The organism is Aequorivita vitellina (genome assembly GCF_022008365.1).
GTDB lineage: Bacteria > Bacteroidota > Bacteroidia > Flavobacteriales > Flavobacteriaceae > Aequorivita > Aequorivita vitellina.
In genome coordinates this window covers 47232-62492 of the sequence record NZ_JAIRBA010000001.1, presented here as the reverse complement: position 1 = coordinate 62492, position 15261 = coordinate 47232, and the positions used below count along the sequence as shown (strand labels likewise).

Here is a 15261-nt window from a genome sequence, read left to right as displayed (position 1 = left end):
TAAGTTGCACTTAATCGATAAAACGAAGCTTTTTGTAATTCGAAATATTAATTAATTATTCGCTTAGCTCCTATAAACATTGTATTTTTTATCTTTTATATTACCAAAATAAAAATAATAGCCATGATTAAAATTTTAACATTATTTAACATAATTTTTCTGTTTATCGGTTGTAAAAACGTCGAAAATGACACTTCATCGATGTATTCTTCGTCTAAAAAATCTGAAAAAACGACAGAAAACTTCGGAATCGTCATTCACGGAGGTGCCGGAACCATATTAAAAGAGAATATGAGCGATTCACTCGAGGCCGCTTATATGTTAAAATTGGAAGAGGCTGTTAAAACAGGTTACGAAATTTTAAAAAATGGGGGTACTTCCTTAGAAGCGGTTACACATACAATTAATGTAATGGAAGATTCGCCACTTTTTAACGCAGGAAAAGGAGCCGTTTTTACACACGAAGGTTCCAACGAATTGGACGCTTCAATTATGGATGGCGCTGCATTGAACGCTGGGGCAGTGGCAGGGGTAAAGCACATTAAAAACCCAATAGATTTAGCCAGAGATGTTATGCAAAAAAGCGAACACGTAATGTTATATGGAGCTGGCGCGGAAGAATTTGCTCAAAGTCTAAATTATAAAATGATGGATACCACATATTTCTATACCAAAAATAGATACGAGTCTTTACAAAGGGTTTTGGAAAAGGAAAAAGAAAAAAATGATAAAAAAGTTTCCTTCGAAGATCCGTATATCAAAAATTCAAAATTTGGAACCGTCGGTTGTGCTGCATTAGACAAACACGGAAATCTCGCTGCAGGAACTTCAACGGGTGGAATGACCAACAAACGCTGGAACCGGATTGGCGATGCCCCAATTATTGGAGCAGGAACGTATGCCAACAATGCAACGTGTGCCGTATCTTCAACAGGTTGGGGCGAGTTTTTTATTCGATCCGTAGTTGCTTATGATATTTCTGCGTTAATGGAATATAAAAGAATGAGTTTGCAAGAAGCAGCTCATGAGGTTATTCAGAAAAAAGTTCCTGCCCTTGGTGGCGATGGTGGAATAGTGGCCATAGATAAAGATGGAAATGTGGCAATGGAATTCAACACTGCAGGAATGTACCGCGCGACAATGAATGCTGAAGGAGAGTTGGAAATTGGAATTTATAAAGAAAACGAATAAGCTGTGAAATTGGGCTAAAGCCCTTTGTTTTCTGGGTCTCTTTGCCACCAGCTGAAGCTGGGGGTTATTCAAAAGACTCAAACTCTAATCAATCTAATTTTAGTAATTATCTTGAAATAACCCCGTGGCTTTAGCCCGGGGTTAAAAAGCATATGTTGACACTTCGGGCTTTAGCCCAACCTATCCTTCTAGTTTGCAATTTCTGGAGCACAAATTGCAAGCCATACATTTTTCCTTTACATTTAAGTCTTCCTAAACTCGCTCGTAATGAAATTTTTTTGTCGCCTTTTAATTCTCTCTTTGGTTCTTCTTATTTTTTCCTGCAAAGACAAAGACAAACACTCCGAAACCGATAACCTTTTCAAATTCAAGGAATATATTTCGTATAACACTTACGGAAACCAATCTATTACGACGGCCATTCGCGTTGAGCTTGCAAAACCATTGGAGCAATTTGAGATGACGCAGGAACTTTCTACCGATGATTATTTAAGTATTTCTCCAAATACAAAAGGAAAACTTGTTGTTGAAAACGGCAAAACCCTAATTTTTCAACCTGCCGAATACTTAAAGTCAGACACGGAATATACCGTAACCCTAAAGTTGAATAAGTTATACGAAGACATTTCAAAAGATTTTAAAACATACACTTTCAGTTTTCATACAATCACACCCAATTTTAAAGTTGACATCGGTAAACTTCAAAGTTACAGCAAGCAATGGCAATACGTTGAAGCTTACGTAGAAACGTCTGATGTTATTTCTTTTGAAAAAGCGAAGCAATTGGTTTCAGCTTCACAGGAAGGCAAAAACCTAAAATTGAAATGGCCGGCAAAAACAACCGAAGCTCGTTATTTCAACTTCACAATTGACAGCATTAGCCGTAAAATGGACGATTCGGAAATCCTCATTAAATGGAACGGAAAACCCATTGGCGCAGAAAATATAGGCGAAAATACGTTTGCAATTCCAGGGCAAAATAATTTTACAATCGTTGATATCAGCAGCACATTGGCGCCGGCGGCGTTGTTGAGTATCAACTTTTCAGATCCATTATTAGAAAATCAAGATTTCGCTGGCTTGGTTACTATTGAAAACACTACCGATCTGCGTTACGAAGTGAATGGAAATGTACTAAATGTCTATCCGCCAAACCGCGTTGTGGGCAATGTAAAAGTCACCGTTTTCACGGGAATTAAAAATACTGAAGGCTTCGGTTTAAAGAAAGAATTTTCAGAATTGGTTTCTTTTGAACAGTTAAAACCCGCCGTACGAATGATTTCAAAAGGCGTGATTCTTCCGAATTCTGCTTCCACGCCCGTTTATTTTGAAGCGGTAAACCTTTCAAAAGTTGATGTTCGAGTTATTAAAATTTACGAAAACAACGTGTTGCAATTTCTTCAAAGCTATAATTTGAATGATAATAATACATACGATATAAAGCGAGTTGGAAGACGAATTGCCAAAAAAACTATCGATTTAAAACCCGAGGATTTGGCGAATAACGGAAGTTGGAAAGCCTACGCAATAAACCTTTCGGAATATTTCAAGGCAGATCCCGGCGCTATTTATCAACTGGAAATCAGTTTTAAAAATGAATATATTACTTATGATTGTTCTGAAAATGCTTCCAAAGCAATAGATACCGAAGAAGATGACGACGATTATTACGAAGAAGACGCGTATTACGCGAGCGATTCTTCCGAAGATGAAGAAATCCGGGAACAACGTTATTGGGATAACGAGATTTACCGCTGGCGAAATTACACCTACAATTGGCAGCAGCGCGACAATCCGTGCCATGCTGCTTATTACAACGAAGATCGCGTAGTAACTGCAAATATTTTGGGTTCAGATTTAGGTTTGATTGTGAAAAAAAGCAACAACCGTTCCTATCATTTTATTACTACAAACCTAATTTCTGCGAGGCCCGAAAGTGGCGTAGAAATTAAACTTTTCAACTATCAGCAACAACTTATTGAAACCGTTACCACAGACGGCGAAGGAATGACACTTTATGATGGCACTAAAAATGCGGCTTTCGCGGTTGCCCAAAAAGGAAACAATTTTGCCTACGTAAAACTGGAAGATGGAAACGCCCTTTCAATGAGCAATTTTGATATTTCGGGGAAAGAACTTCAAAAAGGGTTAAAAGGTTACACGTACACCGAACGTGGTGTGTATCGACCTGGAGACAGTATTCACCTAACTTTCGTGTTAAACGATAACGCAAATCCACTCCCAAAAAACCATCCCGTAAGCCTTTCAGTTACGGATGCACGAGGAAAACTCGTTCAAAGAACGGTTTTGAATGCGAGTGATTCCCCCTTTCGGGGGGTGCAGGGGGGCTTCTATTATTTCCCAATCGCCACAGACGTATCCGCCCCAACCGGAAATTGGAACGCAACCGTAACCGTTGGTGGCGCACAATTCAGTCACACTTTAAAAGTAGCAACCATAAAACCAAACCGCTTAAAAATCAAACTTGATTTTGAAGATGAAATTCTCGATGCTACAAAGCCCGTAAAAGGAACGGCGAGCGCAATGTGGCTTCACGGTTCGCCTGCGCGTAGTTTGAAGATTGATATGACTGCCACACTTCGGGCGAGCAATGCTGCTTTTACAAAGTTTCCGAAATACAATTTTATCGATCCAGTCCGAAAGTTTGATGAGGTTGAAATTCCGGTTTTAGACGGGCAACTTTCTTCGGAAGGCAGCATTTCGTTTAGTCAAAAATTAGAGGTTGGAAAGAACGCACCGGGAATGTTGAAAGCTACATTTTTAACGAAAGTGTACGAAGGCGGCGGTGATTTTTCAATGGATATTTTTTCGAAAGACTTAGCGCCATTTTCACATTTTGTAGGATTAAAATCGCCCGAAGCGGGTCGTTATGGCTCTTATTTCACAAATGAAAATACCGTTTTTGATGTTGTTTCCGTAGATGCTCAAGGCCAAGCTTCCGCCAATCGCGAGCTGCAAGTAAAAGTTTTTCAAATTGAATGGCGCTGGTGGTGGAACCGCGGAAGAGACAATCTTTCAACGTATGAAAATTCCACTGTGCACCGTCCCGTAAAAGAATTCACCGTAAAGACCGATGGCAGGGGAAAGGGAAAATTCACAGTTAATATTCCCGAAGAAGAAGGCGGACGCTATTTAATTCGGGTCATCGATAAACAATCGGGCCACGCAACGGGGCGCATTACTTATTTCTATAGAAATTGGTCGCAGCGTCCGAGCGATGGCGATGCGGAAAGTGCAAAAATGTTGGTCTTTTCAGCAGATAAAGAAAAATACAATGTTGGCGAAGAAGCTTTTATAACTTTCCCTTCCGGTAGCGACGGTCGCGCCTTAATTAGCGTGGAAAACGGCACCGAGGTTTTGGCAACGCATTGGATTGAAACCAAAAAGGGCGAAACCAAAGCGGGGATAAAAATCACAAAGGAAATGGCGCCTAATATTTATGTGAATATTTCGCTGCTGCAACCGCACGTTCAAACCAAAAACGATTTACCGATGCGGCTTTACGGCGTTATTCCGTTAATGGTGGAAGATCCTTCAACCGTGCTACAACCGAAAATCTCGATGCCGAATGTGCTGAAACCTGAAGAGAATTTCACCGTAAAAGTTTCCGAAGAAAAAGGCAAATCTATGACCTATACTTTGGCCGTTGTTGATGAAGGTTTGCTGGATTTAACCCGCTTTGCAACCCCAGATATCCACGAAGCTTTTTACAGTCGCGAAGCTTTAGGGGTAAAAACTTTTGATATGTTCGATTACGTAATTGGCGCTTATTCCGGCAGTGTGGATAATATTTATGCAATCGGTGGTGGCGATGCCGCATTGGGTGCAAAAAATAGAAAAGCCGATAGATTCAAACCCGTTGTAAAATACCTCGGCCCATTTGAGTTGGCCGCCGGCAAAACCGCATCGCACAATATAATGATGCCAAATTATGTAGGTTCGGTGCGCACAATGGTTATTGCGGGCGATAAAACCAAAAGCGCCTATGGCAGTGCTGAAAAAACCACACCCGTCCGTACGCCACTGATGGTGCTGGCTTCGCTTCCGCGGAAATTATCGCCGGGCGAAACCGTTGTACTGCCAGTTACCGTTTTTGCAATGGAAAATAAAGTGAAAACCGCCACGATTACAGTGAAAACCGGCGATGCGTTAAAACCGAAAAATGGTGCTTCAAAAACTGTTTCTTTCAATGAACCGGGCGAACAAATTGTGAATTTTGAATTCGATGTTTCAACCATTTCGACTCCGCTCAATGACCGTGATCCGGGCACTGAGCGGAGCCGAAGTGCAAACAACGTCTTTACTACAATTGAAGTAACCGCTGCAGGAAATGGCGAAAAAGCGAGCTACAAAGTTGAAATCGATGTGGAAAACCCGAACCCGATTTCGCAAAAAGCCACCAATTATACGTTGGATGGAAATGATTCGCAAACCATCAATTTTGAAACTTTTGGCGTGCCCGGAAGCAATTCGGCAATGCTGGAATTTTCAACTTTGCCGCCGATGGATTTCGGCAAAAGGATGGAGTTTTTAATTCACTACCCGTACGGCTGTTTGGAGCAGACTACTTCGTCGGCATTTCCACAGTTGTATTTGGCAGATGTTTTCGATATTACTTTCAACAAAAAGCAGAAAATTGAAAAAAATGTAAAGGCAACAATAGAACGTTTAGGAAGGTTCCAACTTTCCAACGGCGGACTTTCCTATTGGCCCGGCGAGCGCGAAGCAGATGAATGGAGCACAACTTATGCGGGACACTTTATGCTAGAAGCGAAGCAAAAAGGCTATGCATTGCCGATAAGTTTTATGAGCAATTGGTTGTTGTATCAACAAAATACGGCGCGCCAATGGCGAAATAGTTATGCAAAATACAACTCGAGTTTGACGCAGGCGTACCGGCTTTACACCTTGGCGTTGGCCGGAAAACCGGAACTTGCGGCAATGAACCGACTTCGCGAAAGCAAAGAGTTGAGCAATGACGCCAAATGGCGATTGGCTGCGGCTTATGCTTTGGCTGGAAAGAAAAACGTTGCCGAGCAAATTGCACAAACGGCAAACATCAATTTTGTTCCTCAAAAATCTGACAATTATACGTACGGTTCTCCGTTTAGAAATCGCGTTATGGCTTTGGAAACCATGGTTTTATTGAGCGATCCGAAACAACGTGAATTGGCGATTTCAGTAGCGAAAGATCTTTCATCCAGAAATTGGTATAGCACGCAGGAAACTTCGTATGCCTTAATGACGATGGCAAAAATGGTTGAAAAGAATGGCGGAAAAGCAATGGAACTTACGTTTACAAACGGTGGAAAATCGTTTGAATTAAAAACCGACCGAGCTATAGCGCAGCGAGACCTTTCATTTGTGATGGGAAGCAATTCGGTTTTAGTAACCAATAAAAAAGGAAACATTGTTTACGTTACACTTTCGCAACAAGGTAAACTTCCTCTCGGTAAGGAACTTGCCGAAAGACGCAATCTCTCCATAAAATCTGAATATTTGGGAGGTGACGGAAAAGCAATCGACGTAACTAAATTGCGACAGGGTACGGAAATCATTGCAAAAGTAAGTGTTACAAACACTTCCAATAATTGGATAAACAATGTTGCCTTGGCAAAAATATTCCATAGCGGTTGGGAAATTGTAAACACCAGTTTTAGTGAATTGGGTGGCGGTGCAAAAAGTGACGCGCGTTACACAGACATTCGTGACGACCGCGTGAATTTCTTCTTCGATTTAAATAGCAATGAAACAAAAATTTTCACGGTAAAACTGAATGCTTCCTATTTAGGAACGTATTATTTGCCGGGAACGCAGGTTGAGGCTATGTATGACAACTCGTATTATGCGAGGAACAAAGGGATGTGGGTAACTGTTGAATTATGATGTTTTCCTCATGCCAATGAAAAATAACTGTGTAATGCTGAGCCTGTCGAAGTAACTGGATAGGTCTTCGACAAGCTCAGACTGACATGTATTGCGAAATTATAAATAGAAAGAAATTGTCACGCTGAGCTTGTCGAAGCGCATCGCACGGGTCTTCGACAAGCTCAGACTGACATTCGGATTCATTATTGATTTTAGGACTTAATATTGAAATTAGCAACCATAAAAAATTACATAAAAAAACACAAAATAAAACTCAGCATCGCGCTAGTTTTATTCGTGGTTTGGCTGTTCTGCCTTCCGTCGCCATTATTTGATGTTCCCACCGCAACCGTTGCCGAAAGCAGTAATGGACAAATGCTTGGCGCACGAATTGCAGACGATGGTCAATGGCGTTTTCCGAAAATGGATTCGGTGCCGGAACGGTTTGAAAAATGCATTCTTTATTTTGAAGACGAGCATTTTTACTGGCATCCCGGTTTTAATCCGGTTTCTATCTCAAAAGCACTTTGGAATAATCTTACGACTGATTCCCGCCGTGGCGGAAGTACGATTACCCAACAAGTAATCCGCCTTTCCCGGCAAAATAAAGGACGAACTTATTTTGAAAAATTAATTGAAATTTTTCAAGCCACACGTTTGGAAGCGGGTTTTAAAAAGAAATCAATTTTGAATTTGTACGCTTCGTATGCGCCTTTCGGCGGAAATGTGGTTGGGTTAGAAACTGCTTCTTGGCGTTATTTTGGGATTCCTGCTAGCGAATTGAGTTGGGGGCAATCCGCTGCTTTGGCGGTGCTTCCGAATGCGCCCTCACTTATTTTTCCCGGAAAGAATGAAGAAATTTTAAAGAAGAAAAGAGATGCTTTATTGTTGAAACTTTTCAAAAATGAAGTAATTGATGCAACCACCTATCAATTGGCTTTGGATGAAAAATTACCCGGAAAACCGCTGCCGTTGCCCGAATATGCACCTCATTTAACTGAAAAAATTAGAAAGGAACATCGTGGAAAACGCATTGAAACAACCATTGATTTTTCACTTCAGCAAAAGCTAAATAATATTGTAAAAGAGCATCATTTTTTGTTGCGTCATAATCAAATTCACAATGTTGCGGTGTTGGTGATGGATGTAAATACACGCGAAGTTTTGGGGTATGTGGGCAATTCACCCACAACTAGGGAGCACAACAATTATGTAGATGTCATTGAAAAATCGCGAAGCACAGGCAGTATTTTAAAACCCTTTCTTTTTGCTTCAATGTTGGATGCCGGGGAGATTCTTCCGAATACTTTGGTGTCCGATATTCCAACTTCGGTGAATGGTTATACACCAGAAAATTTCGACAAACAATTTAACGGCGCCGTGCCAGCGAGTGTTGCCCTTTCGCGTTCGCTTAATATACCGGCGGTGCGAATGTTGCGCGATTTCGGATTACAACGGTTCTATAATATTCTTGGAAAAATGAATCAAAAATCTGTCGACAAACCTGCAGATTATTACGGATTGTCGCTGATTTTGGGCGGCGCGGAAAGCAGTTTGTGGGATATTACAAAAGCGTATGCAGGAATGGCTTCAACCTTAAATTTCTTCAACAATTCTTCAAGCGAATACCGAAAAAATGAATTTGTAGAACCCGTTTATTTGAAAAATCACGATGAAGTTGACATCGGAAAAATTCAACAAAATCCTTCGGTTTGGAATGCGGGCGCAATTTATGAAACCTTCGAGGCAATGCAAAAAGTGAACCGTCCGAGCGGTGAAGAAAACTGGGAATTTTTCACAAGCAGTCAGCCGCTAGCGTGGAAAACAGGAACGAGTTACGGCTTTAAAGATGCGTGGGCAGTGGGCGTTACACCTAATTACGCAATAGGCGTTTGGGTGGGAAATGCCGACGGCGAAGGGCGTCCGGGTTTAACAGGAATTCAAGCCGCGGCCCCCATTTTGTTTGATGTTTTGAATGTTTTGCCACAAAGTGGTTGGTTTAATATTCCGTACGATGAACTGGTTGAGGTTGAAATTTGCCCAAAAAGCGGCCATCTCGCCGGACTTTTTTGTGATGAAATAAAGAAGGAATGGATTCCAAAAAATGGCGCGAGAACGGAAGCTTGTCCGTATCATCAAACTATATTCTTAAATGCCTCGGAGAATCATCGGGTTAATTCTTCGTGCTATCCACTTTCAGAAATGGTTCAAAAAAACTGGTTTGCGTTGCCGCCGGTTATGGAATTTTATTACGCATCACTTCACCCAGAATATCATCCGTTGCCGCCTTTTGCGACTAATTGTTTGCAGGAAGGCGAAAAGTTGATGGCCTTTATTTATCCGAAAAGGAATGAGACTGTTTTGCTTCCGAAAAATTTTGATGAAAACGTAAATGAAGTAATTTTTAAACTCGCGCATCGTTCGCCAGAATCTACTGTTTTTTGGTATTTGGATTCAAAATATATTGGGAAAACGGAGACTTTTCACGAGTTGGCTGTTTCGCCAAAACCGGGAAATTATATTTTAACGGTTGTGGATAGTGAAGGGAATGAGAGGCGTGAGAAAATTAAGGTGCAACGCATTCAATAAAAACCAAAACCATTTTGAATATCGGGCTACCAATAAAACAATATTTTTAAACGAGCGGGAACGTTAGGTTCTTTTACGATATTCGTTGTATTTATTTGCGGGGCTCGTATCACGATTTTTAAAAGCGTGATAGCCGCTGCTAACAAAAAGTACTGCGGCTACAGCAATTGCAGCATAAGCGACAGTATTATTTGTCTCCCAATTTGCTACGGCTATTGCTGCTAAAGCCCAAGTTCCTACCAAGGCAAATTCGCGCATATTTCGTCGCCAAGTTACAGTTAGATTTATAATTCCCGCAATAATTATCATTGTTACTGCCCATGAAGTTTCGCTATAACCCCAAGCGTTCCATTCGCTATTTGTTAAATATGCAGCTACATTGGCTATACTCGCTACAGTAACCCATCCGCTGTAAAATACAAACGGCCACCAAAGAAATGCAATTACCGAAATAGGGGCATCCCAAAGTTCCATTTTGTTATTCATAACTATTTTTAAAAGTGAAAAAAGCAATACAAAAATTGCGAGTACCGAATACTCCATATAACCATACAGCCAGAAGGTGAGCCACATAATATTTGCAAAACACGACAATATAAACCACCAACCCGTCTTTAAAATAAAATCGTCATCGCGTACTTTTTTAAAAAGACTTCGGCTTTGATAAATTATAAACCCAAAAAGCAGCAAATAGATAAATCCCCAAATGGAAAAAGCATAGCTCGCTGGTGTAAATAGGTTATGCGATGCTTTGGAAATCTCGCCAACAGTAGTATTGTTTATAGCTCCAGTATTGGACAGAAAATTAACAACAACCATTACGGCAAACATGATTAAATTGGCAATTTGTAGTGTTTTTTTCATAGCTTTTTATTTTTAGAAACACAAATTACTTCTCCTTCTACAATGGCAAAAACCTCATCCTTTTCTGAAGGTGTTAAAATGTGCTTTCCCGTAAAGTTACCAAAAGCAGGGAGAATTAAGCTGTTAAGGGTTTTATAAAAACAAGGCAACCGCAAATATTGCCTTCCCAAACCTCGTAATCTTACGCCTGGGTGAATGTGCCCCGAGAAATTAAACAATCCTTCCACTTCGGTGGGGTGATGTGTTAAATAAAAACCTTTTAGCACCAACTCATCAAATACTTTTATGCCCAAATCTTCGTATAAATACGTCGGGATGATATCGTGATTACCCGAAATTAAGATTACTTCGGCTTGAGTGTATTCCACCCACTTTTCAAAATCGTGCCATTCATCATTTAATATACTGTGAAATAAATCGCCTAAAAAACAGATTGTTTTGGGCTGAAAATAATTACTTATTTCAGTTAATTTTTCGAGGTTTTTAAATGCGGCCTGCGCGGGAATAGCTGCGCCGTGTTTTCTGAAATGTGCTACCTTCCCTAAATGAACATCGGCAATTAAAAGCATATTTTCTTCTTCCCAAAAAATAGCGCCACTGGGGTGAAGTTTAAAATTGTGATTTTGAATTTCTAAATTTTGAATCATTTCATTAATTGAAGTGTCATTCGTTTTATTCTATCGGCCAATTTTTCCGAAGAAAGCTTTTCCCGCAACCTATCTGTAATGATTGGAAAACTAAACGGGGTGGCTTTATTGCACTGTTTCCAAATAATTTCTTGCGAATTAATTCGCGCCAATGCTTGTCTTAATCGGCCTTCTTCCAGCTGGTGTTCAAAAGTTTCGCGATAGGCTTGAAGATACAAAAGATTATCCGGCTCATAGTCGCGAAAAACATCAAAAAGTAGCTGACTGTTGCTTTGCAAATGTTTTGTTTTAATGGCTTTATTTGGGTAGCCTTGGAAAACCAATCCACTAATTACAGCAATATCTCGAAATTTTCGACGTGCCAATTCGGTTGAATTTAAGCTCTTTTGAAGGTCGTCATATAAATATTCTTCCGAAAAAAGATTGTTATCCAAAATAGTTTGAATATCTAAAAACTTGTCGCTCAACAACTCAAAACCGTAGTCATTATAGGCCAAAGAAAAAGTAATGGGCGACAGCAAACTGATACGATACGCCAATAAACTGCTCATTGCTTCGTGTACAAAACGCCCTTCAAAAGGATAAAAAAGCGAATGATAACCTTCGCGTGTTTTAAAAGTTTCAATTAAGAATTCGGTTTCATTTGGCACAATGCTTTCGCGCTCCTGTCTTTTGTAAATGTGAGATAATGCTTTTAATTCGGGCGTGTTGCGTTTAGGATTTTCGGTAGTGCCATCGGGAAGGCGTGCACTTTGCATTTCTTCCCGCAAAATTTTACTCATTTGTGAAGAAAGCGGTAACCGACCGCCCATAAAACTAACAATATTTGCTGTGCGTTTACTACTTTTTCGAACTTGAGCCTGCATTTGCCTTATACGCACTAATTCTAAAGTTCTGCCCGCAAAAACAAAGGTATCGCCCGGTTTCATCTTACTTATAAACCATTCTTCAATGGTACCAATAAAGCCGCCAGACACATATTTTACAAGCATCATAGAATCGCTAACTATTGTGCCAATGCTTAATCGATGCATCATTGCAATCTGCCTACTTTCAACTTTAAAAAGTCCGTCGGCGGTAACCTCAACTTTTTTATATTCGTCGTACGCCTGTAAACTTTGACTCCCTATTGTAATAAAATTTAAACACCAGTTCCATTGTTCTTCAGTAATTCCTTGAAAACAGAAAGTATTTTTAATTTCGGGGAAAATGTCCTTCGGAAAAAAGCCGTTACTAACTGCAAGGGTTACTAAATATTGAATTAACACATCAAAACTGAGCAAGTACGGAATTCTATCTTCAACTACTTCTTCTTTTACAGCACGTTTTAAAGCCGATGCCTCTAACAATTCTAAGGCGTGGGTAGGTAAAAAATAAATTACCGAAGGCTCCCCTGGCCTATGATTACTGCGTCCGGCACGCTGAAGAAATTTTGCAACGCCCTTGGGTCCTCCTATTTGGATAACCGTTTCTACCGGCGCAAAATCTACCCCCAAATCGAGACTGGAAGTAGCTACAACAGCCAACAGAGACTCGTTTCTTATAGCTTGCTCCACCCAAAGTCTGGTGTCTTTCCCAATACTACCGTGATGCATAGCAATTTCGCCAGCAAACTCAGGATGCTTTTCTAATAATTTCTGAAACCAAATTTCACATTGGCCGCGGGTATTTGTAAAAATTATAGTGGTTTTACTCGCCTTAATAATGGGTACAATTTCTTCTAAAAGGTGCAAGCCCAAATGCCCGCGCCACGGAAAGGTCTCTATTTTTTTTGGAATAATTGAACGAACTTCAATCTTCGATTTTTGTTTCGCCTTAATTAAAACTGAATTTTCACGAAATTGAGAATCGGTTCCTAAAAGCACGTCCATGGCTTCTTCCAAATTGCCAATTGTAGCCGAAATACCCCAAATTCTTAAATTTGGAGAAATTGTTTTTAATCGCGAAAGCGCCAACTCCATTTGCACACCCCTTTTACTTCCTAAAAGTTCGTGCCACTCGTCTACCACAATAGCCGTTAAAGTTTTAAACGTCTTGTCGTAGTCTTTTGACGCCAACAAAAGCATTAAACTCTCGGGAGTAGTAATTAATAAATCTGGCATTTGGCGTTTCTGCTTTGCCCGTTCGCTTTGTGGGGTATCTCCGGTACGAATTCCAACTGTTAACCCCGTGCCTAAATCGTCTGCGAAACGCTGTGTCGCTTGTTGAATTTCTACTGAAAGTGCACGCAGTGGGGTTATCCAAATAGCTTTAATTCCTTTTTGATGTTTTGTTTTATACGCTGGATTATCTTTTAAGTATTGAAGCACTATTGGCACCCAAAGTGCATAAGTTTTCCCACTACCTGTTGGCGCATTTAACAACCCATGTTTCCCACTAAGAAAGGCATTCCACGTTTTATGCTGAAAGGGAAATGCCTTCCAAGATTTGGATTGAAACCAAGCATTGGCAATGTTTATTAATTCTTTATTGGTCAATTTGCTTTTAATTATTTTGGTATTAAAGCTTTTAAATCATCTAGCGTATTAGCTTCTTCAATTGGCTTGTCTTTTCGCCATCGTAATATCCTTGGAAATCGTGTTGCTATTCCACTTTTGTGTCTACTACTTTCGGCAATTCCTTCAAAAGCAATTTCAAAAACGTGACGCGGGGTAACGCTTCGTACTGGCCCAAATCGTTCAAGTGTATTCCTTTTTATCCAGTTATCTACTTGTTTAAATTCGGCATCGGTTAAGCCAGAATATGCTTTTGCAAATGTTACCAATTCGCCATCATCCCAAAGAGCAAAAGTGTAATCGGTATATAGATTGGCTCGCCTGCCGTGCCCACGCATTGCATAAGTTAAAACTGCATCGATAGTAAAAGGATCGGTTTTCCATTTCCACCAATCACCTTTTTTTCTTCCTACTAGATATGGCGAATCTTTTCGTTTAAGCATTAAACCTTCACTGCGTTTTTCTCTTGAGAGTTTGCGTTCTTCTGCGGCAGCTTCCCAAGTTTTAAAACTCATTGTTTCACTTAAATAAAGTCCAATTTCACTACAATTACAATCTTGAATTAATTGGTCTAAAATTTTTCTTCTTTCTGAAAAAGGCTTTTGCCGTATATCGTTGCCATTCCACTCCAACAAATCGTAAGCGTTTAAAATAACCGGGGTTTTTTGTAATAATGCTTTCGAAAGGTTTTTTCGACCTATGCGAGTTTGCAAGGCATTAAAGTTGCCTATTTCACCATCAACGAAAGGTAAAATTTCGCCGTCGATTACTGTTCCATTCGGAATTTCTGACAGAAAACGTTGGAATTCGGGATATTTATCGGTCACCAATTCCTCGCCTCGCGACCATACAAAAACCTCATCATTTCGAATAATTACTTGACTGCGTATTCCATCCCATTTATGCTCAAAACTCCACTCTGAAATAGGCCCTAAATCTTCCTGAAAATTGTCTTCCACAGCATAAGCTAAGTAAAACGGATACGGTTTACTTAGGTAATCTTCGGCGTTGTGTTCAAGAATTAATTTTTGAAAAGTGGTAGTTTCGGGTGTCCAATTTCCCATTAATTTATAAGCCAAAACATCTTCATCGATATCTGTTGCTTTTGACAGGGCGCGAGTCATCAATTTTTGACTTACCCCTATTCTAAAACTACCAGTAAGAATTTTATTAAAAACGAATCTTTCAAAGTAATTTAAAGCCAACCAATTTTCGTGCAAGTATTGCTTCTTTTCTTCTTCGGGTAAGGTTCGTAACTCAATAATTTCGGCAACAAATTTAGAAAGCGATTTGTCTGAATGTTTTTTTGAAGTGGGTAAAATTAAGGCAATTGTTTCGGCTAAATCGCCCACAATGTGGTAACTCTCTTCAAAAAGCCACAATGGAATGCCGCTAATTTCAGTTGCCCAAAGCCTAAGTAATGTAGTATTTACGGGGCGTTTCGGGCGCCTGTGCGAAAGTATTGCAATAGTCCACAGTTTATCTTCATCATTTGCTTGCTGAAAATACGAAGTTAATGCCGCAACCTTTTCATTGGTTTTATTGGTGCTGTCGAGTTTCTTTATGAGTTGTGCAAAATCTTTCAC

At 40.1% G+C, this 15261-nt stretch carries 7 protein-coding genes; 3 read left to right on the top strand and 4 right to left on the bottom strand.

The features are described from left to right. Positions 1-123 precede the first annotated feature (123 nt). The 3 genes from K8089_RS00270 (at position 124) to pbpC (ending at position 9669) form a co-directional block, all read left to right on the top strand. Positions 124-1191: an isoaspartyl peptidase/L-asparaginase family protein gene (locus K8089_RS00270; protein ID WP_237601257.1), complete on the top strand. Its 1068-nt coding sequence runs from the start codon at positions 124-126 to the stop codon at positions 1189-1191. Positions 1192-1458: 267 nt separating this feature from the next. Further along, positions 1459-7098 carry an alpha-2-macroglobulin family protein gene (locus K8089_RS00265; RefSeq protein ID WP_237601256.1) on the top strand — a complete coding sequence of 1880 codons (5640 nt, stop codon included), beginning with the start codon at positions 1459-1461 and terminating at the stop codon, positions 7096-7098. Between the two features lie 207 nt (positions 7099-7305). Continuing rightward, positions 7306-9669: a penicillin-binding protein 1C gene (gene pbpC / locus K8089_RS00260; protein ID WP_237601255.1), complete on the top strand. Its 2364-nt coding sequence runs from the start codon at positions 7306-7308 to the stop codon at positions 9667-9669. A 63-nt stretch (positions 9670-9732) separates the two neighbouring features. On the opposite strand, the gene K8089_RS00255 is transcribed toward pbpC, so the two are convergent. Genes K8089_RS00255 through K8089_RS00240 form a run of 4 tightly spaced genes read right to left on the bottom strand, consistent with a single transcriptional unit; the run spans position 9733 to position 15261 of the window. Continuing rightward, positions 9733-10533 (bottom strand): tryptophan-rich sensory protein, encoded by an 801-nt coding sequence (locus K8089_RS00255; protein ID WP_237601254.1) that lies wholly within the window; start codon positions 10531-10533, stop codon positions 9733-9735. Beyond that, entirely contained in the window at positions 10530-11180 is a 651-nt protein-coding gene (pdeM, locus tag K8089_RS00250; RefSeq protein WP_237601253.1) for a ligase-associated DNA damage response endonuclease PdeM, read from the bottom strand. The genes K8089_RS00255 and pdeM overlap by 4 nt, the downstream gene beginning before the upstream one ends. Next, the gene (locus K8089_RS00245) at positions 11177-13657 is read right to left on the bottom strand and encodes a ligase-associated DNA damage response DEXH box helicase (protein ID WP_237601252.1); all 2481 of its coding nucleotides are present in this window, start codon (positions 13655-13657) and stop codon (positions 11177-11179) included. The genes pdeM and K8089_RS00245 overlap by 4 nt, the downstream gene beginning before the upstream one ends. A gap of 11 nt (positions 13658-13668) precedes the next feature. Then, a complete protein-coding gene (locus K8089_RS00240) occupies positions 13669-15261 on the bottom strand; it encodes an ATP-dependent DNA ligase (RefSeq protein ID WP_237601409.1) in 1593 nt (530 codons plus the stop codon).

Excerpts from the sequence above, each read along its gene's own strand:
- K8089_RS00255 (WP_237601254.1), bottom strand. The coding sequence starts at position 10,533 with ATGAAAAAAACACTACAAATTGCCAATTTAATCATGTTTGCCGTAATG.
- pdeM (WP_237601253.1), bottom strand. The coding sequence starts at position 11,180 with ATGATTCAAAATTTAGAAATTCAAAATCACAATTTTAAACTTCACCCC.
- K8089_RS00270 (WP_237601257.1), top strand. The coding sequence starts at position 124 with ATGATTAAAATTTTAACATTATTTAACATAATTTTTCTGTTTATCGGT.
- K8089_RS00265 (WP_237601256.1), top strand. The coding sequence starts at position 1,459 with ATGAAATTTTTTTGTCGCCTTTTAATTCTCTCTTTGGTTCTTCTTATT.